This window comes from Kitasatospora sp. NPDC058478 (assembly GCF_042720345.1).
Classification (GTDB): domain Bacteria; phylum Actinomycetota; class Actinomycetes; order Streptomycetales; family Streptomycetaceae; genus Kitasatospora.
Map to the genome: position 1 here is coordinate 19,814 of NZ_JBHXML010000044.1, position 25,244 is coordinate 45,057.

A 25,244-nucleotide genomic window follows, 5' to 3' on the forward strand; every position below is an offset into this window, starting at 1 on the left:
CAGGCACAAGGACCACCGGTTCTTCGGACTCGTTAGCTGCCTCGGGCAGGGCAGGCAAGTCGGCCACCGCCTGTCCGTCGTCCTCGGCGTTCTCCTTCGGGCGGCTCGACACGGGACCTACGCCGGGCGCTTGTCGAGCGCGGCCCGCAACGCGGCACGGCGGTGGGGCGTCCGGGCCCGGATGATGCAGTCGTTGCAGATCGGGTGGCAGGTGCTCTGGGTGTCCCCGGGGGCCTGGAGCGAGGTGCCCGCGCAGACCAATGTCTCCCGGTAGCAGACCCAGCAGGTCCCCTCGCGGTAGCCGTCGGGCCGGTCCATGACGACACCCTCGCCCGCGAGCCGGCCGGGGGGCGGGGCACTCAATCCGCGGGCTCCAACTCGCTCAGCAGGACGAACTCCGGGTACGGGTCGGCGGAGCTGTCCCGGTTCACCCAGGCGTGGGTGGCGAGCCTGCTCGGGGTCTCCGCGACGGTGCCCGTCCAGCTGTCCGCGCGGTGTCTGACCGGGTCGCCCTGGATCACACTGACTTTCACAGTTGCGCCTCTCCGTTGGGGAGGTGGGTGAGGGTGTCTAGCCACGCGTCGCACGTGCGTCGTCAGAGTCGGGCTCGTACGGACTTCCTGTAGCCCACGCAGTCCTTGCAGGAGCACGTGGACTTCACGGCGGCGATCTGAAGCAGGTCGCCCGGGGACCGGCCCCTGTCGATGGCCTGAGCCGCCCTGTAGTCGTCCAGCGGGTTCCACCCCGCCGGGGGGTTGGCCTTCTCGACCTTCGTGGGGCCCGTCACGACTTCGCGGAACACCCGAGGGGGGCGTCTGGCCATCGATCTGTCCTCCTTCGCCGAGGCCGCAGGGGAGGGGGTTACTCTGCGTTCATGTCCGCCGAGCCGTTCATCCACGACGACGACGATCACGATGCGTGCTGGATCTGCCCGAGTCTTCGGCTCCCCGTTGGGGCGTTCGATGTGCTCGAACGCCCCAACGGGGACTACCCGTTCAACCCGGAAGACGGCTTCCGGTACAGCCGGGAGGGAGTCCCGGCCTGTGTGCACGGAGACCGCATCGGGCTGCCTCCCGGCCGGTACGCGAGTGCCGGCGAGGCGTTGCCCGAAGGCTAGAAGGTGATGGCGTGCTCGCGCCCACTGCGGGCGAAGCCGATGGAGCCGTACTTCTCGGCGAGGATGCCCAGGCGGCGGTCGACCTCGGCCTTGTCGAGCCAGTAGCGGGTGGGCGGCTCGGCGCCCCACGCGGCCAGGTACGCCGCGTGGGTGTACTCGCCGCCGGTGTAGTCGGTGTGTTCCTGATCGGTCTGGTGGATCAGCGTGAAGCCGGTCCGCTCGGCGATGCGGGCGAGCAGCTGCGGCTGCGCGATCATCGCGTGCGTCATCTCGTCCACGGGGACGGGCAAGGCCAGCTCGGCGTCGGTCTCGCTGCCGGTCAGCTCGAACGCCGCCGCCTTGAGCGCGATGGCGCGCAGACCCTCGGCGAACAGCGGAACCTTGTCGGTGTCGAGGTTCCACTGGCTGATGGTCGGGAACCCGGTGAAGCACTGCCAGTCACTGGAGTACTCCAGGGTCGCCGCCTCGAACGCCGAGAACTCGGGGTCCGCGGTGATGGCGGCCAGGATCTCGCGGGCGCGCTCGCCGACCTTGCCGGCGGCCGGCATGGTGCTGGTGGACATGCTGGTCCTCCTGCTGGGTGGTTGAGGTCACTGCACGGGGCTCTGTGGAGCGGAGCCGCGCAGCAACGGTCACTAGTCGCCAGAACATCCCCTCAGTCCTGGGCGACTGACAACCATTCAACGCGCCTTCGAGCCGGCAGGCTCACGAAGAAAGACCGCCTCCTAGTCGCAGCCCGCCGGAAGACTTTGCCATTCCTTGGCAAAAGCCGGGTAGGGGCTACCGCCGCGGCGGTACGGTGAGTGCATGGTGGGTCACACATCCGACATGGTGCTCGGTAGGCGCCTTGAGCAGGCTGGCCTGAGCTACAGCGAGTTGGCCGAGGAGATGAATGGGAAGCTTGAAGAGCTGACCGGCAAGCGCGGCACATTCAGCGATCGAACGGTGTTCGATCTAGTCCACGGCAAGACCACGAGGCCCCACGGTCGAACATGCCTCGCTTTGGAGGCAGTATTTGAATGTCCGACCGAAGACCTCGGTTTCACCCCGCCGGCCACGTTCCGATCGGCGTTGAACCTGGAGGGCCGCGTGCAGCGACGAACCTTCCTCTCCACTGCCCCACTTGCTGCCGTGGCGGCAGTCAAAGGCACAGGATCGACCCGCTACCGGGTAGGAGCCGCTGACGTAGATCAGCTCAATCTGGAGCTTGCCAGGCTCATCGCCTCAGACAATCGCGCTGGTGGCACTGTGGAGACGGAACAGCGGGCTTCTCGGCTAGCGCGACAGACACTCGACCTTCAGAAGCGCGGCAGTGTCAGCCAGCGCACACGGTCACGGCTCTACACGACAGCCGCGCTGTTCGCCAGCAGCGCGATGTGGGCGGCCATCGACGGGCGCAGGCTCGAAAGTGCGGAGGGCCACCTGAACCAGGCGGTAACGCTAGCCGGCCTCTCGAATGACCCATCAACTCAGCTGCGATGCTGGGGGTTCGCTGGGGTCTTGTACAGCCACATGGGCAGGACCGCCGACTCCATGGCAGCCAGGGAGGTTGCGCGGTCCACGTCGATCGTGCGGCGCGACCCGTTCTACGCCTCGCTGACGCACGCCCGTATGGCTATCCAGCACGCACGAAGCAGCGATGCGACTGCCATGCGTCGGTGCCTTGGGTACGCTCGGGACGCGTTCGGCCGTATCGATGTGACACGCTCCCGGCCTGCTTGGACTGCCTTCTTCGATGAGGCCGAGCTGGAACTCTTGTCCGCAACCGCTGCCTTCGAAGCTGGCCTGTGGGCCGACGCTGAAGCCCATGCTCACCGGAACCTCTCGCTCCTGCGTCCTTCGATGCAGCGGAACCATAGCCTCACACTGGCCTACCTCGCTAACGCGCAGCTTCGACAGGACGAGATCGAAGCAGCGGTGGCAACAGCGAAGATGGTTCCGGCCTCTGCCAGTCGTGGTCGGACTGGGCACATGCTTGGCCGCTTCACCGCGACCCTCGCTAAGGTCGCTCCCGGCAGTCCGCACGCCCAGGACTGGAATGACCATCGGAGGGAAGCGCATGCCTGAGACCACCCTGATCTTCCGCCACGTCACCGATGTGGCGGAAGCCCATCAGATCATCGTCAACCTGCATGTAGAGGTCCGCGGCGACTTCGGCCTGATGGATCGTCCGTTCAACTCGCCGGAACGCTTTGGTGAGCGGCTGACTGGGCACTCGTCCCGCCCCGGCTGGGAGGCCGTGATCGGGTACGACGGCGACGAGCCAATTGGGTTCTGCTATGTCGTCCCGCTTGGGCCGGACACCAAGTGGTGGTCGTCAATGATCACGCCCCTGCCCGAGCGATACGCCGACGAAGACGGGCGGCGCACGCTGGCATTCAACGAGATCGTCGTTCGCGGCCCGTGGCGAGGTAAGGGCGTTGCCAAGCAACTGCACGACGAGGTGCTGGGTGGCCGCTCGGAGGGGCGTGTGACGCTCCTGGTCAACCCACAGGCCGGAGACGGCAAGGTGAAGGCCGTCTACGAGTCGTGGGGGTACCAACAGATCGGTTCTCAGCAGCCGTTCTCCGACTCGCCCGTCTTCTCCGTGATGATGAAAGAGCCGCTGAAGTAGTGCCAGCAAGGCCCCCGGCTCTCCCGGGGGCCTGTCGGTTCAACGGCTTACCAGCGTTGGCGGCCATGCCTAAATTGGTTAGGCGGGGCCAGGGTGGGGCCTGGTGTCACCCGGTACTTCTCCTCTTCCTCCGGCGGTAGGAGCGGGACGGCGATCGACAGCTCGATGGCCGCGACCTGGCGGGTGAGGTAGCCCCGTCGGCCGGCGGCGTCGGCCACCCACGCCCCGGAGGCGTCCTTGGGCATCCAGACGCCCCCGCGCTTCTCCACGGTGCCGACCTGTTCGCCGAGGCCCCGTACGACCCGGTAGCGGCCTCTGCGGCCCTCGTAGTCGAGTTCGAAGCACCGCGGATTCCATCGGCCGTCGGCCAGGACGTTGTCGGGGTGAACGCTCAGGGGTAGTGCCTTCCGTTCGGGTGGGAGGGGGTGGGGTCTGGTGCCATCGGCCGGCGGGGGTGGGCTCTGGTGTCCGCTCCCCGATCTCGACGCCGTCGGCGAGCAGCTGCCGGACGGCGGCGTCGGCCTGATGCTCGTAGCGGTGGCGGGAGATGAAGTGGCCGTTCTCCCGGATTTCGTACATCTCCGACGGGAAGTCGCGGTCGTTGAGGGTGACGTCCAGGCGGCGGTCGTGGCCGGCACCGGTGACGCTCCAGCGGCCGGCAGCCACCGCAGACCACGTGAGGTGGATGTCCGCGCCGGTGCGGGCCCGCTGGGCGCGCTCGCGCTCGGCCTGCTCGTCGGCGCGGCGCTGGCGGGCGGCCTCCAGCTCGGCCTGGTGCTGCTGCTCGGCCTCCTCACGACGCCGCAGGAACTCGGCCCGGCTCTGGGCGGCCTGGCGTTCCAGCTCCAGGGCGCGCTGTCGGGCGGCTTCCCGGCGGCGGCGGGCTTCCTCGCCGCCGGGCAGCGGGGGCAGGGCCTCGGGCTCGTGACGGGCGGGCCACGGCTCGGCGAGGTCGGCGCGGTGGTGTTGCCAGATGGTGAGCATGGCGCGGCCGTCGGCGGTGGCGACCACGTCGCCGTTCTCCTCCTGCTGGAGGAACCCGGCCTTGATGACCAGCTCGACCACACGGCGACGCACCCTGCGGCCCTTGGCGTCGATGCGGGCCCCGGCCGGGACGAGGCGGTAGCCGCTGCCGTCCCACCACACGCCGCCTTCGCCAGGGGGCAGGGTGGCCGCCGCGACGAGGGCGTAGACCCTGCTGGTCCACCCGGACTTCTCGCGGGCCTCCCGGGTGCGCTCGGCCGTGATGAAGCGGCGGAAATCGCTCTCGTGGTCGTCGACGTGGAGGCGGGCGGCGTGGTGGGCGTCGTCGCGGTGGCCGTGGTCGTCGCCGACCTGGGCGGGGCGCCCGGTGTACCGGTCGCCGCACCACAGGCACCACACCTTCCCGCCCTGGCCGCGATAGCCGCCGGGGCCGACGCCGACCGGGCACGGGTTGCGCAGGCCCCACTCCAGGGCGGTGCCGCCTCCGGGTATCCAGAGGGCGCGGGTGGGGGTGGGCACTGGGGTCTCCTGGGGGTGGGGCCTGTGGTCACGCAGGGTGGTGGAGTGGGTGGTACGGCGTAAGGGCCATGTCGTTAGTGTCATTTTTTTGACACTTTAAAAAAGATATATACACAGCACTCTTACGGTGGGACTCAATGCCAACCGGGCTCCGACACCCGGCACTTCGACACCGGAGCCCCACCCCTGGGGAGAGGGTGGGGCCCGGTGCCAACGGGGCTCGGTCAGTCGGTACCGAGGGCTTCGAGCCACTGCCCGGCGTCCATGCCGTCGATGGTCGGGTGGCCGTCGCGGAAACGGATGTCCCGGGGTCCCAGGGAGATGCCGAGCAGCTGCCCGAGGTGCAGGCACTCCCGGACGACGAGTCCCCGGTAGGCGGCTTCGGCGCGGGCCTGGGCCTCGTCGCCGTAGTACTGGCGAGGCTGGTCCCCGGCGAGCATTCGGCCGGCCGCACCGTACGCCTGGCGTTCGATGGTCCACGTGCCCTTGGCGTCGGGGGCAACGGTGAAGCGAATGGCTATCAGCAGGTGCTCGGGGTGGGGCTGCGGGTAGGTGAGGGTGTAGCGGGTGGCGGCAACCGTGGGGGCGGGCACTGGTGTCTCCGGGGCAGTCGGGGTGGGGCCTGGTGTCACGGCGGGGCTCAGCCGTGGACGGTGGACAGGTGGCGCTTGCGGGTCTCGTCGGTGTAGCCCTTGGCGGTGTTCCGGGTGGTCCACCCGCAGGTGCAGGTGGCGGTGGAGTACGCGCGGCCGGGGCATCCCTCGGTGAGCGGCTTGCCCGAGTTGGTGTGCTTGTGGCTGGGCGGGCATTCGGTGCCGTCGGTGTGGTGGTCGGTGCGGGGCGCGCGGAACTTCGGGGCGGGGGTGGCCTTCGGGCGGCGGGCCCGGAGGGGGCCGGGCTGGCCGCTGGTGCCGGTGCGGCTGATGCTCTCCTGCTCGGCGTCCCACTCGGCCTCGGTGAGGGCATCTCCGACGCACAGCGGCTCGGTGTGGTCGTACCAGGCGTTCCGGTCGGCCTGGACGATACGTTCGGCTTCGGCCTCGGCGGCCTTTCGGCTGGACGCGAGGACGGGCACGGTGTGAACGCGGATCTCGTCCACGGCGACGATGAACTTGGGCATGCTGTGGCTCTCCTGGGGTCTCGGGGTGGGGCCTGGTGCCTACGCGGCCTTCGCGGACTTCTCGGCGGGCAGCGAGGCGGCAAGGGCCAGCAGTACGGCCTCGGCCATGTCGGGGGTGAGGTGGGAGCACGTGATCTCGACGCCGCCGTACCGGGCGCGGCTGACCTTGACGACGGCGTGGGGGGACATCCAGGACGTCCCGGGGCCCTGGTTCCACCGCAGGGTGCGGGTGGTGTCCTCGCCGTTGCGCCGGTTCGCCTCGCCGGGCGGCTGGCCGGTGGTCAGCGGCACAGCCTTCAACCGGCGGGCCACGGTGGTGACCTCGTGCACGTCGGTGAGGTGCCTGTGCTGCCTGGCGCTCATCTCGGCGACTGCCGCGTCCAGGGTGGGCAGCAGCCGCCGCTGGACGTCCTGGGCGACCTGGGCCGGGGTCTTGGCCCGGGTGACGGTGATGTCCCCGGCTTCGATGTCGTACCGGTAGTAGTAGGTGCTGGAGTCGGGAAGGACGCCGTGCACCCACCACCGGCCGTGACGCAGGCGTTCCTGCTGGATCAGGATGCGGGCCCCGTCCTCGGTGCGGACCAGTTCGACGGCCGGGTGCCAGTCGGGTATCCGGCGCGGTTCGAGGGTCCACTCGTCGGGACCGAGAGCCTGGGCGAGCCCTTCGGCGAGCGTCAGCAGCTCGGCGCGGAGCGGGGCCAGGTTGTCCTGCGGGTTGTGCGCGGTCATGGGGTCCGTTCGCTGGTGCTCGGGGGTGGGGCCTGGTGTCTGGCCGGTCTCGGCACGGCCCGGACCGTGGTCCGGGCCGCACCGGGGCGGGTCAGGCCGCGAGTTCGGTGCTGTTGATCAGCAGGCCGGGCAGGCAATCCTGGAGGAGTGCGGGGATCATCTCGGTGTCGCGGTCGCGCATCCACGGGAATCCGGGGGCGGTGACGATGGCGAAGGGCTCGCCCCCGTCGGCCGGGACGACGACGCGGTACCGGGCGCGGGGCTTGGCCACTGCCGGGCAGGCGAGGCCGAGTTCGCCCGGGTGGGTCTCGCTGGCGACGCCGTAGCGCACGGTGCCGTCCTTCTCGGTCCAGCGCTGCCAGCCCTTGCCCTTACTGCGGACCTTGCCGGGCTTGGTGGCGGGGCGGGGGCCGGGCCCGATCTTCACCTCGCGGCCGGGGCTGCTGGCGGTGGGCAGATCCAGGGCGAGCTGCACGGCCTTGGTGTGCTTGTTCTGTGCGCCGCGCTGCCGGGCCGGGGTGGTCACGGCCACGGTGCGGTGCTTCGTCGTGAACTTCCCCTTGGCCTCGTGCTGGTAGGGCAGGCGGAGCGTGGTGGTGAGGGCGGCGGAGGTGTTCATGGTGGCGCTGTTCCTTCGGTGGTGCGGGAGGGGGTGGGGCCTGGTGTCAGCGGGGCTCGGTCACGCGGCGAGGGCGTGCAGCGGCCGGGGTTCGCGGACCTCGGGCTCATGGCCGTGGCTGTAGCCGTCTTCGCGGGCGTCGCTCTCGAAGAGGAACAGCGCTTCGGCCTCGGCGGCCTCCGCGTCTTCGGCTTCGACCTCGTACTCGTAGGTCTCGGTGAAGTCGATGCGGACGGTGTAGCGGGGCACAGCGGTCTCCTGCGGGTGGGTCGGGGTGGGGGCTGGGGCCCGGCCGACGTCGGGGCGTCCGACGCCGGCCGAGGGGGTGGGGCCTGGTGTCAGCGGCCGTCGTAGGAGATCCACCAGTCACTCGCGCCGGTCTCGTAGGCGAACCACTCGCCGTCGTCGCCGGTCCCGCCGGTGGCTTCGGCCCAGACGCGGAACCCTTCACGGCTGAGCCGCCAGCCGCGCATCCTGCTCGCGTCCAGGGCGCCCTTGCCGTACGCCCGGCTGTCCGTCGTCCACTCGGGCAGCGCTTCGGAGAGGTCGGCCCACGGGGCCCGGATCACCGGCCGCCACACCGTCCGGACGGTTCGGCCGGGGCGGGGCCACTCGACGGTGAGGACTCCGCCGGGCTCCGGGCTGACGGTCGCGCCGTGGTGGGTGACGTGCCGGGCGATCCGTTGGGTCAGGACGTTGACGCTGGTGCTCGGGGAGTCGTTCTCGGTGGCGTAGGCCAGAGCGCCATGTTCGGCGGCGTAGTCGGCGAGGTAGGTCACGAGAGCTTCGTAGGTGTCGCGGGTATTCATCGGTGGCGCCTTGCTTTCCGGGGGTGGGGGTGGGGTGGGGCCTGGTGTCAGCGGCTCAGGAGGAGGCGGAGCACGTCCGCCCTGATGTCCGCGAGTTCCGTCCGCAGCGCGGCGTTCGCGGCGGTGACGGCCGCGACGCGGGCGCGCAGTTCGTCCAGCTCGGCGGGGTCCACCTCGTCGTCGGGGTCCGACTCGGCGCGGGCGATCTTTCCGGCGGGGGTGACGCGCCACATGCCGTGGACGGGCCCGGGGGTGAGGTATCCGGCGTCCGCCAGCCGGGCGGTCGCGGTGCGGTCGGGGTCGGCGACGTCGGCCCCGATGCGGTCGCCGTGCGCCCAGTGGGAGAGGAGCGCGAAGTCCTCGGCGCTGATCACCGGCCGCCCTCCATCTCGCGGATGATCGCTTCGAGTTCTGCGGTGAGTTCGAGCAGCAGGTCCCGGCTGTCGAAGGCGCGGCGGTCGTCGATCTCGTCCCAGTCGTTCATGTGCTCGTCGTCGGCGGGCTGGTCGGGGCTGGTGGGGTCGTAGCTGGGGACGTTGGCGACGAACGAGGCTTCCCAGTCGCGTTCGTTCTCGCGGACACGGTCAACGAGGGCTTGAAGCTGTGCGGTGGACATGGCGCTGTTCCTTCGGGGTCGGGGGGGTGGGGCCTGGTGTCTGAGCGGCCACGGCAGGGGCCGGAGGGGGTCCGGCCGCCACCGAAGCGGCTCAGACCTCCATGCCGCGAAGCGCCGCATTGAACGGGCACATGGCGTCGGTGATCAGCCGGTGCAGGCGGACCCCGGCGGCCCGGCCGCAGTCGTCACAGCTGACCGTGGACGACTCGATCCCGACGCTGTACACGTCCAGGACGGGGGTTCCGTCGGGGCGGCGTCGGACGTTGAACCAGAGCTGGGCGGCGGCTTCGAGCTTCCCGCCGCAGTCCTCACAGGCGAACTCGTCATCGGCGGCGATGTCGAGGTCGGGGACGTCGGCGACGATCGCGGCGAAGGACTGGTCGACGGTGGTGGTCTTGAACAGGTCGACGGGCATGGCTGTGCCTCCGGGGGTGGTTTCTGGGGAAGGTGTGAGGGGGTGGGGTCTGGTGTCTGTGCACCCATGGCGCGGGCCCGGCGGTGGTGCTGGGCCCTCACCAAAGGGGCGCAGCTCAGAGCGACCGGAAGACGTAGTTGCCGCTGGTGTGGGTGTAGTCGCACTCCCACGCGGTCATGTCCAGGGAGGCACGCCACCCCCGGCAGCTCTCGCGTACCGCGCGGTACTCGGCGTCCGTCTCCATGAGCTGGTCGTGGGCGAAGTCCTCCAAGTCGTCCCACTGGCCGCAGTAGGCGTCTTCGAAGGTGGCTACGGCGTACTCGGCGCTGCCCACGTACGCGGCGTAGGCGGTGAGGGCTTCCAGTTCTGCGACGATTCCGGCGTCTTCGGCAAGCTCGGTCAGGTAGTCGGCGGTGCGGCTCACGATGGTTCTCTCTCGGGTCGGTGCGGGGGTGAGGGGCGGGTCAGGCGGCGGTGCGCGGGTCGTCCAGCAGCTCGCCCAACATGAGGTCCAGGCCCCAGGCGGCGACCTCGTCGTGGCGCATGTCCAGGAACGCGGCGCACAGCTCGGGTGCCTGCTCGGGGTGGTCCTGGGCGACCTTGGCCAGTCGCGGCCAGTAGTGGGCGAGTTCAAGGGCGGCGGTGCGGGTCATGGTGGTGCTTCCGTTCGGGGGTGCGGGAGTTGGGAGGGGGTGGGGCCTGGTATCTACGCGGCGCGGCCGTAGATGGCGCGGTAGCCCTGCTTGGAGCCGCGCACGATGGCGCGAACGTCTTCCCGGTACGCGGCCCCTTGCTGGGCGGCGTAGCCGTCCAGGTAGGGCGTCAGGACGTCGGTCATCGGCTTGCCGGTGGTCCACCCGGCTCCGCCGTACAGGGTCGGCGTGGTCCAGCGCACGGGCGGGCACGACTCTTCGAGTGCGCAATCTCGGCAGAGCGGTTCGCCGTCCCGGGCGTCCGTGGGGGTCAGCCACTCGTCGCAGTCGGAGCACTGCGTGTACCCCATGCCGGAGAGGGCGGCTTCCACCATGGCCATGGTGATCTCGCCGAGCGATGGGCAGTCCAGTTCGCGCAGCACGTCCTCCCCGTCCACCCCGTCGGGCAGGGTGAGGGGTGAGCCCTCGATCTCTTCGACCATGGCGGCGTGCTCGCGCTCGCTGTGGTCGTCGTCGTCCAGGATCGGGTATCCGTGCAGGCAGGCCGTGATGCGCTCCGCCACGGCGACGGCGGCCGGGTTGTCGGCGTCGTACATGAGCCAGCCCGTGTCGTCCCACGCGCCGCCGATCGGGCCGCACTCCTCCGTGAACCACCGCTTCGCAGCGGCGTAGTTGGACGCCGCGCGGACCTGCTCCGCCTCGGTGGCGTACCAGTGGTCCCCGTCCTCCAGGAACCCGGACACGCCCATCACGAGCGCGATCCGGGCCCAGTCGTGCCCTTCACACTCCCTGATCAGGTTCTGTGCGGTGTCCCAGGAGTTCCCGAACTGGTCGACAGCGGCGCAGAGTTCGGGGGCGAGCGTGGCGTTCATGGTGCGTTCCTTGCGTGGTGCGGGTGGGTTAGCGGGAGAGCCAGTCGCAGGCGTACGCGCTGCCCTGGTCGCAGGCGTCGCGCATGGCGTCCTGCCATCCGTCGTTGAAGGCTGCGACGCGTCCGGTGTCGGGTGCGGTCGGCGCGGTGGTCGCATGGCCAACCAGCCATCCACAGAGTGCAGTTACGGCGGACAGGGTGAGCGCGGCGAGGGTGTGGCGCAGGTTCATCGTGGGTTCTCCGGGTGTTGAGTCGGCAGGGTCAACGGGCGCGGCGGTTGCGCTTGCCCCGTCGGGTGCCGGTCTCGGCACGGTCGCGGTCGTAGGCGTTCACCGGGGCGGGAGCGACGGCGGGCGCAGCGGCCTCGGACGGGCCCTGTACGGCCCGCTTGACCAGTCCGGGCACCTTGCCCGCCCAGTGGGCCAGCAGGCCCGTCAGGAGGGCCGCCGCGAGGCCCCCGCCCCAGTTGTGGGTCTGCCACGGCGACCCGGCCAGCAGCATGACCAGGCCCAGGGCGGCGGGGGTGCGATTGTTACGCATTGTGATCTCGTTTCGGTCGATCCGGCGGCTTGCGTGGACAACACTGCACCACGTCATTGACGAAAGTCCAACGGCACTTGCGTGATGCTCATCACATCATGTCAAGCGCTCGTTCTTGCCAAGTCGGAAGACGCGCGCGCACGCGAAGAAGCGTGAAATCGCTTGCAATACACGGGATTTGGCAGTCTCGTCGCGACTGTTTGGTCGTTGTTGCAGGGCGGCCCGGGGGGTGCCTCCCGCGTGCGTTCCTTTACTGCCCGGAGCGTCATAGCAGTCGAGATCCGATACGAACGCCAGCCGATCCCTTCTTCTGGATCATCTACGCAGCGTGACCAGCGGGGATGAACAACCTGCCACGAACTGATTGCGGAGAGTGGGGCCGCGGGCGTCGGCCGGCGTGTTAACCGGAGCCGCTTAATACATGTGGAGGCCGCTCCGCGCGCGTGCGCGCACATGTTGCTGCGGCACCCGGCCGGCCTCCTCCCGCAGCCCCGCCAGGGCAACGCTCCCCGACTGGCCCTCTCTCCCCGGTCGTGGTCGAGCACCTGGCGGGGCCCTGCGCTTCAAGGAGGTCACTGTGCCCGCGAGTTCGCGCCGGACGACCCCGCTGCCCCCGCACTGGGCTCGCCTTCGCCGCGCGGTGATGAACCGCGACGCCTGGCGCTGCCAGCACGTCCGCTACGACACCGGCGAGCCGTGCGGTGAGCCCGCCCGCCACTGCGACCACATCGTCCCCGCCTCCGAAGGTGGCTCCGACGCCCCCGCCAACTTGCGCGCCCTGTGCGACTGGCACGTGCTCCGCAAGGACGCCGCCGATGCCGGCCGGGCCCGCAAGAGGGCCGTCGCGGACCGCTGGCAGCCCGCCCGAACCCGCCGACGCCACCCTGGGGAGGTCCGTTGAACGTCGACCCGACCGAGAAGGACCCGGCGAAGATCCGTGTCGCGCTGGTCGCGCTGTACGAGAGCGAACTCGACCTTGAGCCGACCGACCTCGCGCTGATCGACATCGCCTCGCCGATGCTCGCCCGCGCCGCCCAGCTCGACGCCGTGGTGCGCCGCGAGGGCCAGATGATCGAGGGCGGGAACCGGAAGGACATGATGGTCCTTCATCCGGGCATCGCTCAGGCCCAGCTCAACCGCACGCAGGCCGCCGGCCACCTCGCCAAGATCCGCGGTGAGGGCGAGGGCCCCAAGCGAGGCCACAACGCCCGCGACGCCATCGCCGCCCGCTGGGGCAACCGAGTCTGAGAAGGAGGCCGCGTGGCACGCCGCAAGACCCGGACCGCCGGCCCCTCCGGCGAGGCCCTACGCATCGCGCGGACCATCGCCTACTACCAGACCTGCCTGGACTCCTCGGTGCCGCACGAGACGGCCCGGGAGCTGTGGGCCCACGACATGACCACGCCCTTCGAGGCAGGCGTCCACGTCTCCGCCGCGTTCGCGCGCGAGCTGGAGACGGCGGCGCACCGGGAGGCAGCGCAGCAGTAGGAGGTGGCCACGCTGACCATCACCTACGACCCTGTCCGTACGATCCCGGACGGCGTCCCGCACCCGCACCGCACGCTGGCGGGTGAGCTGCTGCGCTGGTCGGCCCGCGCGTTCCGGCCGGACTGGAAGTACACCCCCGAGCAGGTCAGAATCCTCGCCCGCTGGTACGAGCTGCACGACGACGCCGTCCCCGAGGACCCCAACGACCCCGAGACCTGGGGCCGGGCCTTCCGCTACGAGTCCGGCACCCTGCGCCGCCTGAAGGGCTGGGGCAAGGACCCGGCCATGGCCTCCGTCTGCGCGATGGAGTTCGTCGGCCCGTGCCGCCTGGTGGGCTTCCGCGCCGACGGCTCGCCGATCGGCGGACCGCCGCAGGAGAGCTGGGTGCAGATCTTCGCCACAGCCGCCGGCCAGAACGTCAACACGATGTCGGCGCTGTCCACGATCTTCTCCCAGGCAGCCATCGACCGGTACGCGATCAAGCTCGGCCAGGAGGTCTGCTACGCCTCGCAGACCGATACCGACGGCCGCCAGTGCCGCCTGGAGGCGAAGGCGTCGTCGTTCCGCGCCGCCGAGGGCGGTCGGCCCAGCTTCGCGCTGCTCAACGAGACCTGGCACTGGGTCGAGGGCAACCACGGCCCCCGCCTCGCGGCCACGATCCGGCCGAACGCCACGAAGGTGGGCGGGCGGACGATGGAGATCACCAACGCCCCGGTGATCGGCGAAGAGTCGGTCGCCGAGGGCACGTGGTACGCCTTCGAGAAGCAGCGCGACGGGGTCAACCGCGACGCCGGTATCTACTACGACTCGGTGGAGGCCCCGCCCGGGGTCGATCTCGCCGACGAGGAGCAGCTGCGCGCCGCGATCCTGTGTGCCCGGGGCGACTCGGTCTGGATCAACCCGGCCCGGGTGATGAAGGACATCTGGTCGGCGTCCACGTCCGAGGACGAGTCCCGCCGCAAGTACCTCAACCAGCTCAGTTCGCACGATGACGCGCTGGTGGACCGGGACACATGGGACCTGGCCACGGTCGAGCCCGCCGATGGAATACGGCCGGGTGAGAGAATCATTCTGTCATTCGACGGCGGCAAGACGGACGACTCAACAGCACTGCTGGCCATGCGCGTTCGGGACAAGCTGGTCCAGAAGATCGCGCTGTGGGAGAAGCCCGACGGCCCGGCCGGCAAGCACTGGGAAGTCGACGGGGCCGAGGTCAACGACATGGTCGGCCACGTCTTCCAGAAGTACACCGTCACCGCGTTCTTCGCCGACGTCGCCGGGTGGGAGTCCTACGTCGCCGACTGGTCGGAGAAGTACGGCAAGCACCTGCTGATCAAGGCGTCCGGGAAGTCGACGGTCGGCTTCGACATGCGCGCCAACCAGCGCGAGATCACCACCGAGCACATGGCGATGGTCGGCGCGATCGAGACCTCCGCCCTGCCGCACGTGCGCGACTACTCGCTCACCCGGCACACCCTCAACGCGCGCAAGAGGCCCAACCAGTACGGGATCTCGTTCGGCAAGGAGTCGCGCGAGTCGAAGCTGAAGGTCGACCTGTACGCCGCGATGGTGATCGCCTGGATCGCCCACCGCCGCCTCACCGAGAGCGGCAAGCTCAAGCCGCAGAAGCGGCCCGGAACGCTACAGACCCGAGGAGGGTTCTGATGTCCCTCCCTGCCGTCCTGACGCGTGCCCGCCACGCGAAGGGGCTGATCGACCGCGACCAGGAGCGGCTGAACCTGGTCGACCGGTACGCACGCGGCCTGCACCGCGCGCCGTGGATGCCGGCAAAGGCGAACAGCGAGTTCAAGGACCTGGTGAAGCGGTCGATCGTGAACGTCAGCGCCCTGGCGGTGGAGGCCCCGCTGAACGCCCTGCGCGTGCAGGGCTTCCGCAAGCCGGGCAGCGGTGAGAACGCCTTCGAGTGGAAGTACTGGCAGAAGAACCGGCTGGACGAGCGGCAGAACGCGGTCCACCGTGCCGCCCTCACCAGCGGGGCCGCGTACGTCGTGGTCACCCCCGACCCGCGCCGGGGCCGCCGCGAGCCGCTGATCCGCGCGTACGACGCGATCAGCACCGTGGCCGTCTACGCCGACCCGGCGTGGGACGAGTTCCCGGTGTACGCGCTGCACGTTCCCGAGCAGCAGCCCGACGAGCACCGCACGCTCGCATACCTGTGGGACGACGTCGCGCGCCACACCGTCGACCTGGACGCCGAGCCGGAGGCCGCGGTGCTCGCCACCGAACCGCACGGCATGAACGTCTGCCCGGTCGTCCGGTTCTCCCCGGCCGTGGACCTTCGGGGCCGCACCCGGGGCCTGGTCGAACCGCTCGTCACCTCGCAGGACCGCCTCAACCAGCAGACGCTGTCCCTGCTGCTCAACGAGCACTGGGGCGCTCACGCCATCCGCTACGCGACCGGCCTCGCGCCGTCCGAGCGCCTGGACCCGGAGACCGGTGACCCGCTGCGCGATGCGGAGACGGGCGAGCCGGTGTACGACGTGCCCTCACTGGACCCGTCCACGCTGCTGATGGCCCCGAACAGTGACGCCAAGTTCGGCCAGCTCCCGGCCATGCCCACAGCGGACCTGCTGAAGTCCCGCCGTCAGACCATCGAAGAGATCATGGGCCTGGCCGATGTGCCGCCGCACTACCTCGCCGGGTCGAACCTGGTGAACTTGAGCGCGGACGCCCTGGCCGCAGCCGAGACCTCGTTCAAGAGGTTCCTGTCCACGCTCCAGGACTCGCTGGGCGAGTCGTGGGAGTCGGTGTTCCGGCTGTGCGCGCTCGCGGCCGGCCGGGGCGAGATCGAGCAGGACGAGAGCCAGGTCGAGTGGGCCGAGAAGGCAACCCGCAGCCTCGCGCAGGCCGCCGACGCCATGGTCAAGCTGATGCAGCAGGGCGTCCCGCTCAGCGTCGCGCTGCGCAAGGTGCCCGGCTTCAGCCAGGCCGACATTGACGAGGCGGTGAAGGCCGCCGAGGAGGCCGCCCGCAAGGCGGAGGCCGCCGAGGCCAAGGCCCTGAAGCAGCAGAAGGAGGCGGGCGGTGGCGTGGACTCCAAGGTCCGCCGAGATCCTTCGGGCGGTGGCCGCGTACCAGCTCGCGCAGCAGGCGCTGGCCGGTGAGTTCGCCGCCCGCTGGGCCGAGGCCCTGGCCGCCGTCGAAGCGCGGGAGCTCGCGGGCTCGCTGACCGTACTCGAAGCCGAGTACGCGGCGGCGATCCGCGAATCCGCGGCGGCCTCCCGGGTGCTATCGGTCGCCTTCTACCGGCTGGTCCGCGCGCTGGAGACCGGCCGTGTGATCGGAGGCCCCGGCTACCGCCCGGGTGCCTCGCTCGGCTCCCTGTGGGCCGACTTCAACAGGGCCACGGGCAAGCGCACCGGCACCGGACCGCGCGAGCCGCTGCCCGTGGACACCCGCAACCCCTTCCCCGCCGAAGACATCGCCCGCGAGACCGACAGGGTGGAAGAAACGTTCCGCCACCAGGTCGCTGACCGCGTCGCCAAGCACGAGCGCGAGCGCAAAGGTTCGGCCGCGCTGGACGACGCGGAGCTGGTGGCCTGGGAGCGCGAGTTCCTGGAGTCGCTGAAGACCGGCAGCGCCGGGGCGGGCGGGATGCTCGTCCAGGACGGCGGCCGGGACGTGATCCACACCGCCCTCCAGGACGACCCGGGGGCGCTCGGCTACTACCGCAAGACCGACAGCTCCCCCTGCCACTTCTGCGCGCTGATGGCCTCGCGCGGCGCGGTCTACAAGTCCAAGCGCACGGCCGCGTTCGGCGCGCACCCGCACTGCCACTGCCAGGCCGTCCCCATCTTCTCGCGCCGCTACCAACTCCCAGCCGAGAACGGCAGGTTCAGCCGGATGTGGCGCGACTTCGGGGGCGGGTCGCTGGCGGACTGGCGCACCTACTACAGCAAGACCACGAAGACTTAGGAGAGACGTGTCCGAGACCCCGACGCCCGACACCCCGACCCCGGCCGAGGCGATTCCCGGCGGCGTGGTCCACCCGGCCACCCCGCCTGCGGTTCCGGAGCCCGAGGCCCTGCCCGCTGCCGACGGCGGGGGCAATGCGAGCGTCAACTTGACAGAGCCGCCCGCCGCCGACGGCGAGGAGGGAGGTCCGGCCCGTGCGCTGGGACCGGACTACAAAGAACTCTACGAGCGGATGCAGGCAGATCTTGCCGCGACACGCGAGCGTTCGGACGAGGCCGGTGTCGAGGCGGACGAGCTGCGCGCCCAGGTCGCCCAGCTCCAGGAGCGGGCCCTTCGGGACCGCATCGCCGCCGAGTACGCCCTGCCGCCGGTTCTCGCCGCCCTCGTCCAGGGCGGTGACGAGGCCGCCGTGCGCCAGCACGCGGAGGCCCTGGCCGCCGTCGCCGCGCCGAAGCCGCTGCTGGGTGCCGGCGGGCTGACCCCGCACTCCGAGCCCGACCCCTACAAGGGCCTGGCCGAGAAGCTGCGCCAGCGCCGCTTCGGTATCTGAGCCACCCCCGCCCCACTCCATGAGGCCGCCCTGCCCCGGGGCGGCCTTCCGTCTCCCCGAGGAACAGCGCCATCTCTCTCAACCCCGCACGTGCCAACGCCTTCCAGAACCCCGACAAGCTCATTGGCCAGGCTCTCGCGAACCTCAAGGACTCCGTGGTCCTGGCGGGCATGTTCGACCGCCGCCCGGCGGCCGAGTTCGTCAATGCCACCGGTCAGGTGCTCTCGATCCGCCGCCCCGCCCGTCTGAAGGGCGCGGAAGAGGCCATCGACGCCAAGAGGAAGTTCAACGACACCTCCACCTGGATCCAGTCGGAGAACCTGAACGAGGGTCTCCTGACCGTCCGGATGGACACCCACGCTTACTCCGCGGTGGACCTCTCCGACGTCGAACTCTCGCTCGACCTGCTGTCCTTCGGTGAGCAGGTGATGGTCCCGCAGATCGACTCGATCACCGAACGCCTTGAGAACAAGGTCGCGAGCGCGATGACCGAGTTCCCCGAGGTGGCGAGCGCCGCGAAGATCCCGGTCGACCTCACCAAGGCGGCCGGCGACGAGCAGGCTGGCCGGATGATCCGCAAGGCGCTCGCCCGCCTGCGCGTCCAGCTCAACCGCGAGAACGTCCCCGCCGAGGGCCGGACCGTAGTCCTGGGCTCCGAGGCCGCGTTCTACCTGCTCAACGACCCGAACATCCTCAAGGCGAACGAGCACGCCGATGGCGGCGCGGCCCTGAAGGAGAGCACCCTCGGGCGTATCCACGGCTTCCGCCTGGTGGAGTCCACGAACGACAAGCTGAACCCGCTGGGTCTCTACGCCTTCCACCGCAGCGCCATCCAGCTCGTCTCCGGTGCTCCGTCCGTCCCGGAGTCCGCGAAGGGCGGCCGGCAGTCGGCGGACGGGTTCTCGCTGAGGTGGATCAAGGACTACAACAGCGGCGCGGCCATGGAGCGTTCGTTCCTCTCCTCCTACTGGGGCGCGACCCTGGTCACCGACCTGAAGAAGGGCGAGACCAACTGGCAGGACCCGAAGAACCTGGTCAAGGTGCGCGGCGTCAAGGTCACGTTCACCGGCGAGCCGGTCGCCGCCAAAACGGCTGACTTCGCCCTGGCCGCCTGATCGGGGGCGTGGCGCTGGACGTCGCTGACCTCTTCAAGCGCCTGGGCAGGCCCGCTCCCGAACCCGGTTCACCGGACTGGGAGCGGGCCGCCGCCGCGCTGGCGGATGCCTTCTGGGTGATCGCCGCGCAGGGCCACCCTGCGTGGACTCCCGACCGGCACCCGCCGGTGATCCGTACCCTGGCCCTGGCCGTCGCTGACCGGCGTTTCCGTAACCCGGAGTCGTACGTGCAGGAGCAGGCCGGAGAGGTCTCCTACCGCATGCCGGACGGCTCGCCGATGGGCCTTGCCCTGACCCGGGGCGAGGTTGCCCTGATCGAGCGGGTGGCAGGCCGCGGTGGTCTCAAGTCCGTTCAGGGCCGCCGCGAGGCGGTCTCGCGGGGCCTGCGCACCAGCTACCCGTTCCCGGACCCCGAGGACCACCGGGGTGCCGCGTGAGCCTGCTGGAACGCGGGCGCACCCGCGTGACCGTCCACACCGTCCGCATGAGCGATGACGGCTACGGCGACCGGCGACCGGCACCCGGCCCGAGCAGCACCTACTCGGCGTGGGTCCAACCGGTCGGCGACGCCGCAGGCTGGCGGGCCCCGGTCGGCGCGCAGGTCGGCTGGTCGCCACCGGTGCGCCGAAAGATCGTGTTCCCGCCGGACACCGTGATCGACAAGTGGTCCGCCGTCTCCTTCGACGACCCCGGCGACCCCGGAACCCGCTGGGCCGTGGTGGACCCGCCCCGCGCCCACCACGGCGCTTCCGACCGGATGCAGTTCGTGACCGTGATCGTGGAGGGCGGTGGCCAGAGTGGCGGAGATCCGGCCTGACCTTGACGCCATGGTCGCCGCCCTGCCCGGCGTGATGGGCGCCCTCAAGCTGGAGGCCGAGGAACGAGCGGCCCGCGTCGTCGCGAAAGCCAGCCTGCACGTCGACACCGGGCAGTTCATCGCCGGAATCAAGGTGCGCCGCCACTCCAAGGGCTACGCCATCGTCAACCTGGACCCGCTGGCCGCCCACAAGAACTGGGGCGGCTGGAACGAACGCGCCGGGCGCCACGTGGACGGCATCCACGCGATGGAGGCCGCCCTGTGGTGACCGAGCCCTACCTGATGCCCGACTCCGAGCGCATCGTCCTGGACGCCCTGCGCACCACCCTGCCCGGCATCCGGTGCGCGGTCTACCTGCCCACCGACTGGCAGTTCGCCCTGCGCGAGAGCGGCGGCCTGGTGATCGCCCGCCGCGTCGGCGGCGTGATGCGCGACAAGAGGCACATCGACGAGGGCATGTTCGTCGTCCAGACCTACGCCACCTCGCGGGCGGGCGCCTCCCTGCTGGCCCGCCGCGCCCGCGCTGGCCTGGTCCGGCTCACCTTCGAGCAGTTCGGCACCTCGGACGGCTACCTGTCCCGCTTCCGGGAGGCGACGGGGCCGATCATGACCACCGATCCCATGACCGAGGCCCAGCCGGACTTCTACCGGTTCTCCGCCAACTACATGATCGCTACAAGGCCCCGCTGAGGGCCGGAAAGGAGTCAGCGTGGCTGACGACTCCCCGGTCCTGGTACCGGGCACCGGATACATCTACGTCGCCTCCCCGGGCACCCCGCTGCCGGACCTGAAGGCCGGGTGGGACCCGAAGGACTCGACCAAGTGGGGCCCGAACGGGCTGACTTGGAAGAGCATCGGAAACACCTCGCTGGACACCGGCATCGAGATGGCCGTGGACGGCGACGACCCGGAAGTCCTCGGGAGCTGGCAGTCCAAGAGCCTGAAGACGACCGACCCCGGCAAGACGTACTCCGTGGCCATCGCGCTGGAGGACTTCACGGCCGAGTCGTACAAGCTCTACTACGGCACCGACAAGGGGCTGGACTCCAAGGGCCTGTTCTCGATCCCGACGTCCCCCACCGCGCAGAACCGGGCGCTGATGATCGCTGCGGTGGACGGCGGCAAGGCGGTCGTCTGGCACTACCCGCGAACGTCGATCATCGGCGCGGACGCCGTCAAGATCGACCCGGCCGCCCTGACCGAGATGCCGGTGAAGGCCACCGTCGTGGCCCTCAACCAGGCCGCCCCGCTCGGCACGGTCAGCCCCGTCTTCGACCTGGCCGCCGGCCTCCAGCCCGCAGCCTGACCCCGCCCCACACACCGCACCACCCAGCAAGGAGAGTTAGACCGTGACCACCCTGGACTTCGCCAGCCTCAAGGCCGAGGCCGAGCGCAAGCACACCGGCAAGGGCCTGCCGTTCATCGCCAAGAACGGCAAGAAGGTCCGGCTGCACCGGATCGAGGCCCTGCCCGGCGGCGACCTGAAGACGGCGCTCGCCCTGCTGGACCTCGTACAGTCCGAGAAGGTCTCCAACGAGCGGCGCATCGACGCCATGTCCGCGCTGCTGGTCTCGGTCGCCTCCGACAAGAAGGCGATGCGGGAGTCGGTGGACGCGCTGCCGCTGGAGCAGACCATGACCGTGGTCGAGCGGTGGATGGAGCTGGCCGCGCCGGGGGAAGCTCCGGCCTGATCAGGCTGCTGGACAAGCACGGCGCGGAGATCACCGCCGACCTGCGCCGCTTCTGCGGCGTGGACGTCCTGGACTTCGTCCGGGGACGGCACTCCGCCCGCCTGATCCTCTCCCTGATCGGGACCTTCCCCGACGACTCGGCGACGCTGGCCGCACTCCGCGGTGGCCGTGAGGCCCTGGGCTGGGACGCCCGGACCTACGTCCTGGCGGACCTGGTGGACGCCGTGCAGGCGCTCACCCACGTGCAGGTCGCCAAGGCTTCGAAGAACCCTCGCACGGTCGAGCGGCCGAAGCCGTACCCGCGTCCGTACGCCAAGCGCACCGGCCGGCAGACCGGCGCGAGCCCCTTCGCCGCCGCCCTCCAGCGCGAGGTCGGCGAAGGCGGCGGCACGGTGCTCGCCGAGACAACCCCCCTTGCAGAAACGTTCCGCCTTCCGGCGGCCGTGCTCGCGCGCTCCAACGCGCCAGAGCGGCCCGCGCCGGTCCGACTCACGTAGGAGGTGAGCCTGTGGCCGGTCCCGGCGGCAAAGAGGTGGGACGCCTCCATGTGCGCGTCCTGCCCGACACCGACGGCTTCCGGGACCGCTTGAAGCGGTACCTGGAGATGCTGGAGCGCTACACCAAGCTCCAGGTCAGGCTGGACCTTGACACCACGGGCGTGAACGCCCGGCTGCGGGAGCTGACCCACGACCGCCAGGTCAGGGTCAACGTCTTCGCCGACACGGCGGAGGCCGCAGCCCGGATCGCCGCGCTCACCCGCGAGCGACGAACCCGGGTTCGGGCGGACGCGGACACCGCTCCGGCCGAGGCCCAGATTCGGGCGTTCACCGGCCGCCGCTGGCGGCTGGGCATCAACGTCCACCTCGCCAGAGGCGGACTCGACCGGATCAAATCCGGTCTGCGGGAGGCCGGTTCGGGGGCCGCGGAGGTCGCCCGCAACTTCGGCCGGCTGTTCACGCTCTCGATCGAGCAGACGGCCTCCGCCCTCCAGGGCATCGGCTCGGGGATCAGCTCGGCCGCACAGGGCACGCTCGGCATGGCGGCCGGGTTCGCCCAGTCCGCCGCTGCGGCAGTTCCGCTGCTGGTGCTGGTCACGGCCATCGCCTCGTGGGTGACGGTCGTCGCCTCCGGGCTGATCGGCGTTCTGGCGCTGGCGGCGCTGCCGGTCCTGCCGCTTGGCCTCGCGGCCCTCGCGGCGGCCGGCAACATGAAGGCCCTCGGCAAGAAGGCCGAGGAGGCGCTGACGTCGGCGTCGGAGGCGCTGAAGCCTGCGACCGCCGCCATGCGCGACGAGTTCGGTGGCGCGGTCCGCGACGTCACGGGCTGGTTCAAGCAGGCCGAGCCGCAGTTCAAGGCGTTTTTCGACGCCGGGGCGCAGTACGTCCGCCCCATGGTGAAGTCGGTCACCGCCTTCACTGACACGCTCTTCCCGAAGTTGACGGCGGCGATGCTGTCGCCCGGGATGCGGGCGTTCACCGACGAGTTGCCCAAGGCGCTCGTCGGCATCGGGGCCAGCCTCGGTCTTTTTTTTCTTGTCCTGGCCAACGGGGGCGACCGGCTCAAGCTGGTCTTGGGCCCCCTGGTCGGCGTCCTGGACGCAGTCCTCCAGGGGCTCGCCTCCCTGGCGGTTCAGTTCTCGCCCGAGATCGCCGCGTCGATCTCGTGGTTCGCGGACACCCTGCGCCAGTTCTTCCAGGTCTTCAAGGACAACGCCCAGGCCACGGCCGCCATGATGCGGTTGGTCGACCTGGGCTTGCGAGCCCTGGTCGTCGGCTTCGACATCACGATGACCGCCTGGAACGCCCTGGCGGTCGCCGCCGTGGCAGCCTGGCACGCCGTCCAAGCAGCCTGGGACGGACTGACGTCCGCCACCTCCGCAGCCTGGTCCGCGGTGACCTCCTGGACCGCTTCCACCTGGGCGTCCGTGACGTCCACGGTGTCGTCGGCGGCCAGCGCCGTGGGCTCCGCCGTGTCGTCGGCCTGGGCGTCGGTGACCTCGTGGACGTCGTCCGCCTGGGCCACCGTGACCTCGGCTGTCTCGTCGGCGGCATCCTCTGTGGCCTCCGCCGTCTCGACCGCGTGGAGAAACGTTTCCTCGTGGACGTCGTCGGCCTGGGCGTCGGTGACGTCGTGGACGGCCTCGTGCTGGTCGTCCGTGACGTCGGCCGTCTCGTCGGCGGCGTCGTCGGTGGGCTCCGCCGTCTCGACGGCCTGGCGCAACGTCCAGTCGTGGACGTCGTCGGCCTGGAACTCCTGTGTCAGCGCGGTGACTTCGGCTTGGTCGAGCATCGCCAGCGGCGTGTCGTCCGGGATCTCCACGGTGGTCTCGTACGTCTCCAGCCTCCCGGGCAAGATCCTCGGCGCGATCGGCGACCTGGGCGGCCTCCTGTACGACAAGGGCAAGTCGGCGATCCAGGGCCTGGTCAACGGCATGAAGTCGATCAGCGTCGGCGGCATCGTCTCCGGCATCGTCGGCAGCCTCAACCCCTTCAAGGCCAGCGCGCCCGCTGCCGCCCCGGCCGCCGCGCCGCGCTCGCTGATGGCCGCGCCGATGGCGGCCTTCGCCATGCCGACCGCCCTTCGGGCCTCCGCGTACGTGAGCCCGCTGGAGCAGGCCATTCGCCCGGTCGCCACGGGGCTTCGCTCGCTGGACTCCTACGGCTACGGCCAGCGCGCCGCAGCCGGGCTGCGCCATCCGGACACCGCTTCCAAGGCGGGCCGGGAGCGCTACGGCCCGCGCATCACCGTCAACGCCACCACCAACGCCAACCCCCACGAGATCGGCAAGCAGATCGCGTGGGAGCTGAAGACCTCGGGGAGGTAGCAAGATCGGGGCTCTCTCCCCACCTTTCATCGGCGACGTCACCTCCACCAGCGCCCGCGTCTTCTTCGAGAAGACGGCGGGCGCGTGGACGGACATCGAAAGCACCAACACCACCACCGGCAAAGCGCATTACGACGCCGAGGACCCCACGTGGCCGGGCTCGGCCGTCATCGGCGACGGCGGCCCGCTGGGCGACGACCCGCCTCTGGAACCGGACACCGAGTACCGGGTCCGCTACCACAGCACCGGGGACGGCCTGGACGCCTGGTCGGAGGCGGTCACCTTCCGCACCCTGCCGGTGCTGCCACCGCCGGAGCTGCCGAGCATCGGCCCCCAGCCCAGCGCCCACAACCCCTACACCGGCCAGCCCTGGACGGCGACGTGGGGCGGGCTGCTGCTCGGTGAGGACTCCTCCATCGCCCTGGAGGAGGTGGCCGGCCTCCTGGACGCACCCGACGTCCGCAGCAGCGACGCCGAGCTGCTTCAGCGCGACGGCCTGACCCCGGGCACCGACTACATGGGCGCCCGCACCGTCACCCTGACCATGCTGGCCCTGGACGACCACGAGCTTCCCGCGCTGCTGGCCGCCTTCGCCCCCGGCGGCGACGAGCGGCCCTTCGAGTTCGCGTTCCCTGGGGTGGCCGGCGGGAAGGCCCGGATCATGGCCCGGGTCCGCAAGCGCGCCGTCACCGTGGACCGTGACTTCCACGCGGGCCGCCGCCGCGTGACGGTCGAGCTGGTGGCCACCGACCCCCGGCTGTACTCGGCCGACGAGGCGTCCGCGACCGTAGCGGTGGCCATTCCCCGAGGCGGCAGGCCGATTTTTCCTTTGACGTTCCCGTTCGACATGGGCAGCGGGCCCACCACCCGAGCCGCGCCGGACATCACCAACTCCGGCTCGGTGGACACCTGGCCCGTCATCCGGCTCACCCCGCGCACCGGTGAGATCCGCGACCCGTCGCTGACCCTCGTCCACGGCGGCGACCGAAAGCGCTTCGCCGCCAGGGGACTTCGGGTCGGACGTGGTGACGCCCTGGTGGTCGACATGGGCCGCCGCCGCATCACCCTCAACGGCGCATCGCGCTTCGGGCAGGTCGACCAGGCCTCCACCTGGTTCTCCGTCCCGCCCGGCGCAAGCACCCTTCACCTCGACGTACTGGAAGGCCCCGACGGGGTCACGGCGGATGTGCAGTGGCGCTCCGCCTGGATGTAAGGAC

Annotated in this window: 38 protein-coding genes; 20 read left to right on the forward strand and 18 right to left on the reverse strand. The window is 70.5% G+C overall.

What is annotated here, in order from left to right:
* Positions 1–117: 117 nt before the first annotated feature.
* Together ACFWPT_RS24080 and ACFWPT_RS24085 are read right to left on the reverse strand one after the other, a co-directional pair.
* Positions 118–363 (reverse strand): hypothetical protein, encoded by a 246-nt coding sequence (locus ACFWPT_RS24080; protein WP_380484157.1) that lies wholly within the window; start codon positions 361–363, stop codon positions 118–120.
* On the reverse strand, positions 360–533 hold the full coding sequence (locus tag ACFWPT_RS24085) for a hypothetical protein (RefSeq protein WP_380484159.1): 174 nt from the start codon (positions 531–533) through the stop codon (positions 360–362). The genes ACFWPT_RS24080 and ACFWPT_RS24085 overlap by 4 nt, the downstream gene beginning before the upstream one ends.
* A gap of 341 nt (positions 534–874) precedes the next feature.
* Between ACFWPT_RS24085 and ACFWPT_RS24090 the strand changes: the two genes are divergently transcribed.
* Positions 875–1,117 (forward strand): hypothetical protein, encoded by a 243-nt coding sequence (locus ACFWPT_RS24090; RefSeq protein ID WP_380484161.1) that lies wholly within the window; start codon positions 875–877, stop codon positions 1,115–1,117.
* Here ACFWPT_RS24090 and ACFWPT_RS24095 read toward each other — a convergent pair.
* Positions 1,114–1,680 (reverse strand): hypothetical protein, encoded by a 567-nt coding sequence (locus ACFWPT_RS24095; RefSeq protein ID WP_380484163.1) that lies wholly within the window; start codon positions 1,678–1,680, stop codon positions 1,114–1,116. The two genes, ACFWPT_RS24090 and ACFWPT_RS24095, sit on opposite strands and share 4 nt — an antisense overlap.
* A gap of 244 nt (positions 1,681–1,924) precedes the next feature.
* Between ACFWPT_RS24095 and ACFWPT_RS24100 the strand changes: the two genes are divergently transcribed.
* Both ACFWPT_RS24100 and ACFWPT_RS24105 read left to right on the forward strand, forming a co-directional pair.
* Positions 1,925–3,184: a hypothetical protein gene (locus ACFWPT_RS24100; RefSeq protein WP_380484165.1), complete on the forward strand. Its 1,260-nt coding sequence runs from the start codon at positions 1,925–1,927 to the stop codon at positions 3,182–3,184.
* Entirely contained in the window at positions 3,177–3,731 is a 555-nt protein-coding gene (locus ACFWPT_RS24105) for a GNAT family N-acetyltransferase (RefSeq protein WP_380484167.1), read from the forward strand. The genes ACFWPT_RS24100 and ACFWPT_RS24105 overlap by 8 nt, the downstream gene beginning before the upstream one ends.
* A 78-nt stretch (positions 3,732–3,809) precedes the next feature.
* Here the strand turns inward: ACFWPT_RS24105 and ACFWPT_RS24110 are convergent, their stop codons facing one another.
* From ACFWPT_RS24110 to ACFWPT_RS24180, 15 genes are all read right to left on the reverse strand, one after another.
* Entirely contained in the window at positions 3,810–5,234 is a 1,425-nt protein-coding gene (locus tag ACFWPT_RS24110; protein WP_380484169.1) for a hypothetical protein, read from the reverse strand.
* A 224-nt stretch (positions 5,235–5,458) separates the two neighbouring features.
* Positions 5,459–5,827: a hypothetical protein gene (locus ACFWPT_RS24115; protein WP_380484171.1), complete on the reverse strand. Its 369-nt coding sequence runs from the start codon at positions 5,825–5,827 to the stop codon at positions 5,459–5,461.
* Positions 5,828–5,874: 47 nt separating this feature from the next.
* The gene (locus tag ACFWPT_RS24120; protein ID WP_380484173.1) at positions 5,875–6,354 is read right to left on the reverse strand and encodes a hypothetical protein; all 480 of its coding nucleotides are present in this window, start codon (positions 6,352–6,354) and stop codon (positions 5,875–5,877) included.
* Between the two features lie 39 nt (positions 6,355–6,393).
* Positions 6,394–7,083 (reverse strand): hypothetical protein, encoded by a 690-nt coding sequence (locus tag ACFWPT_RS24125; RefSeq protein ID WP_380484175.1) that lies wholly within the window; start codon positions 7,081–7,083, stop codon positions 6,394–6,396.
* Between the two features lie 91 nt (positions 7,084–7,174).
* Entirely contained in the window at positions 7,175–7,702 is a 528-nt protein-coding gene (locus ACFWPT_RS24130; protein ID WP_380484177.1) for a hypothetical protein, read from the reverse strand.
* Positions 7,703–7,762: 60 nt separating this feature from the next.
* Positions 7,763–7,951: a hypothetical protein gene (locus ACFWPT_RS24135; protein WP_380484179.1), complete on the reverse strand. Its 189-nt coding sequence runs from the start codon at positions 7,949–7,951 to the stop codon at positions 7,763–7,765.
* A gap of 89 nt (positions 7,952–8,040) precedes the next feature.
* Positions 8,041–8,511, reverse strand: coding sequence for a hypothetical protein (locus tag ACFWPT_RS24140; RefSeq protein WP_380484181.1), 471 nt, complete (start codon positions 8,509–8,511; stop codon positions 8,041–8,043).
* A 47-nt stretch (positions 8,512–8,558) separates the two neighbouring features.
* Positions 8,559–8,885 carry a hypothetical protein gene (locus tag ACFWPT_RS24145; protein WP_380484183.1) on the reverse strand — a complete coding sequence of 109 codons (327 nt, stop codon included), beginning with the start codon at positions 8,883–8,885 and terminating at the stop codon, positions 8,559–8,561.
* On the reverse strand, positions 8,882–9,127 hold the full coding sequence (locus tag ACFWPT_RS24150) for a hypothetical protein (RefSeq protein WP_380340761.1): 246 nt from the start codon (positions 9,125–9,127) through the stop codon (positions 8,882–8,884). The genes ACFWPT_RS24145 and ACFWPT_RS24150 overlap by 4 nt, the downstream gene beginning before the upstream one ends.
* A gap of 91 nt (positions 9,128–9,218) precedes the next feature.
* Complete coding sequence (locus ACFWPT_RS24155; protein WP_380484185.1) at positions 9,219–9,542, reverse strand: hypothetical protein; 324 nt, start codon at positions 9,540–9,542, stop codon at positions 9,219–9,221.
* 115 nt (positions 9,543–9,657) lie between these two features.
* Positions 9,658–9,966 (reverse strand): antirestriction protein ArdA, encoded by a 309-nt coding sequence (locus ACFWPT_RS24160; RefSeq protein WP_380484187.1) that lies wholly within the window; start codon positions 9,964–9,966, stop codon positions 9,658–9,660.
* 40 nt (positions 9,967–10,006) lie between these two features.
* The gene (locus ACFWPT_RS24165; RefSeq protein ID WP_380484189.1) at positions 10,007–10,195 is read right to left on the reverse strand and encodes a hypothetical protein; all 189 of its coding nucleotides are present in this window, start codon (positions 10,193–10,195) and stop codon (positions 10,007–10,009) included.
* A 53-nt stretch (positions 10,196–10,248) separates the two neighbouring features.
* Positions 10,249–11,067 carry a hypothetical protein gene (locus ACFWPT_RS24170; protein WP_380484191.1) on the reverse strand — a complete coding sequence of 273 codons (819 nt, stop codon included), beginning with the start codon at positions 11,065–11,067 and terminating at the stop codon, positions 10,249–10,251.
* Between the two features lie 28 nt (positions 11,068–11,095).
* Positions 11,096–11,296, reverse strand: coding sequence for a hypothetical protein (locus ACFWPT_RS24175; protein WP_380484193.1), 201 nt, complete (start codon positions 11,294–11,296; stop codon positions 11,096–11,098).
* 31 nt (positions 11,297–11,327) lie between these two features.
* Complete coding sequence (locus ACFWPT_RS24180) at positions 11,328–11,606, reverse strand: hypothetical protein (protein WP_380484195.1); 279 nt, start codon at positions 11,604–11,606, stop codon at positions 11,328–11,330.
* Between the two features lie 577 nt (positions 11,607–12,183).
* On the opposite strand from ACFWPT_RS24180, the gene ACFWPT_RS24185 reads away from it, so the two are divergent.
* The 17 genes from ACFWPT_RS24185 (at position 12,184) to ACFWPT_RS24265 (ending at position 25,240) form a co-directional block, all read left to right on the forward strand.
* Positions 12,184–12,507, forward strand: a complete 324-nt coding sequence (locus ACFWPT_RS24185) for an HNH endonuclease (protein WP_380484197.1) — start codon at positions 12,184–12,186, stop codon at positions 12,505–12,507.
* The gene (locus ACFWPT_RS24190; protein WP_380484199.1) at positions 12,504–12,854 is read left to right on the forward strand and encodes a hypothetical protein; all 351 of its coding nucleotides are present in this window, start codon (positions 12,504–12,506) and stop codon (positions 12,852–12,854) included. Before ACFWPT_RS24185 ends, ACFWPT_RS24190 begins: the two co-directional genes overlap by 4 nt.
* Before the next feature lie 12 nt (positions 12,855–12,866).
* Positions 12,867–13,094: a hypothetical protein gene (locus ACFWPT_RS24195; RefSeq protein WP_380484201.1), complete on the forward strand. Its 228-nt coding sequence runs from the start codon at positions 12,867–12,869 to the stop codon at positions 13,092–13,094.
* A 3-nt stretch (positions 13,095–13,097) separates the two neighbouring features.
* A complete protein-coding gene (locus ACFWPT_RS24200; protein WP_380484203.1) occupies positions 13,098–14,759 on the forward strand; it encodes a terminase in 1,662 nt (553 codons plus the stop codon).
* Entirely contained in the window at positions 14,759–16,219 is a 1,461-nt protein-coding gene (locus tag ACFWPT_RS24205; RefSeq protein ID WP_380484205.1) for a phage portal protein, read from the forward strand. Before ACFWPT_RS24200 ends, ACFWPT_RS24205 begins: the two co-directional genes overlap by 1 nt.
* Positions 16,179–17,030 (forward strand): hypothetical protein, encoded by an 852-nt coding sequence (locus ACFWPT_RS24210; protein WP_380484207.1) that lies wholly within the window; start codon positions 16,179–16,181, stop codon positions 17,028–17,030. Before ACFWPT_RS24205 ends, ACFWPT_RS24210 begins: the two co-directional genes overlap by 41 nt.
* A gap of 7 nt (positions 17,031–17,037) precedes the next feature.
* Positions 17,038–17,580, forward strand: a complete 543-nt coding sequence (locus tag ACFWPT_RS24215; protein ID WP_380484209.1) for a hypothetical protein — start codon at positions 17,038–17,040, stop codon at positions 17,578–17,580.
* Between the two features lie 122 nt (positions 17,581–17,702).
* Positions 17,703–18,695 carry a P22 phage major capsid protein family protein gene (locus tag ACFWPT_RS24220; RefSeq protein WP_380484285.1) on the forward strand — a complete coding sequence of 331 codons (993 nt, stop codon included), beginning with the start codon at positions 17,703–17,705 and terminating at the stop codon, positions 18,693–18,695.
* Between the two features lie 8 nt (positions 18,696–18,703).
* Positions 18,704–19,132 carry a hypothetical protein gene (locus ACFWPT_RS24225; protein WP_380484211.1) on the forward strand — a complete coding sequence of 143 codons (429 nt, stop codon included), beginning with the start codon at positions 18,704–18,706 and terminating at the stop codon, positions 19,130–19,132.
* On the forward strand, positions 19,129–19,512 hold the full coding sequence (locus tag ACFWPT_RS24230; protein ID WP_380484213.1) for a hypothetical protein: 384 nt from the start codon (positions 19,129–19,131) through the stop codon (positions 19,510–19,512). The genes ACFWPT_RS24225 and ACFWPT_RS24230 overlap by 4 nt, the downstream gene beginning before the upstream one ends.
* Positions 19,513–19,522: 10 nt before the next feature.
* Positions 19,523–19,780, forward strand: coding sequence for a DUF5403 family protein (locus ACFWPT_RS24235; RefSeq protein WP_380484215.1), 258 nt, complete (start codon positions 19,523–19,525; stop codon positions 19,778–19,780).
* On the forward strand, positions 19,777–20,202 hold the full coding sequence (locus ACFWPT_RS24240; RefSeq protein ID WP_380484217.1) for a hypothetical protein: 426 nt from the start codon (positions 19,777–19,779) through the stop codon (positions 20,200–20,202). The genes ACFWPT_RS24235 and ACFWPT_RS24240 overlap by 4 nt, the downstream gene beginning before the upstream one ends.
* 19 nt (positions 20,203–20,221) lie before the next feature.
* The gene (locus ACFWPT_RS24245) at positions 20,222–20,818 is read left to right on the forward strand and encodes a hypothetical protein (RefSeq protein WP_380340816.1); all 597 of its coding nucleotides are present in this window, start codon (positions 20,222–20,224) and stop codon (positions 20,816–20,818) included.
* A 43-nt stretch (positions 20,819–20,861) separates the two neighbouring features.
* Entirely contained in the window at positions 20,862–21,203 is a 342-nt protein-coding gene (locus ACFWPT_RS24250; RefSeq protein WP_380484220.1) for a hypothetical protein, read from the forward strand.
* Positions 21,164–21,700 carry a hypothetical protein gene (locus ACFWPT_RS24255; protein ID WP_380484222.1) on the forward strand — a complete coding sequence of 179 codons (537 nt, stop codon included), beginning with the start codon at positions 21,164–21,166 and terminating at the stop codon, positions 21,698–21,700. The genes ACFWPT_RS24250 and ACFWPT_RS24255 overlap by 40 nt, the downstream gene beginning before the upstream one ends.
* 35 nt (positions 21,701–21,735) lie before the next feature.
* The gene (locus ACFWPT_RS24260; RefSeq protein WP_380484224.1) at positions 21,736–24,027 is read left to right on the forward strand and encodes a hypothetical protein; all 2,292 of its coding nucleotides are present in this window, start codon (positions 21,736–21,738) and stop codon (positions 24,025–24,027) included.
* Positions 24,028–24,325: 298 nt separating this feature from the next.
* Positions 24,326–25,240 (forward strand): phage distal tail protein, encoded by a 915-nt coding sequence (locus ACFWPT_RS24265; protein ID WP_380484226.1) that lies wholly within the window; start codon positions 24,326–24,328, stop codon positions 25,238–25,240.
* Positions 25,241–25,244: the final 4 nt, after the last annotated feature.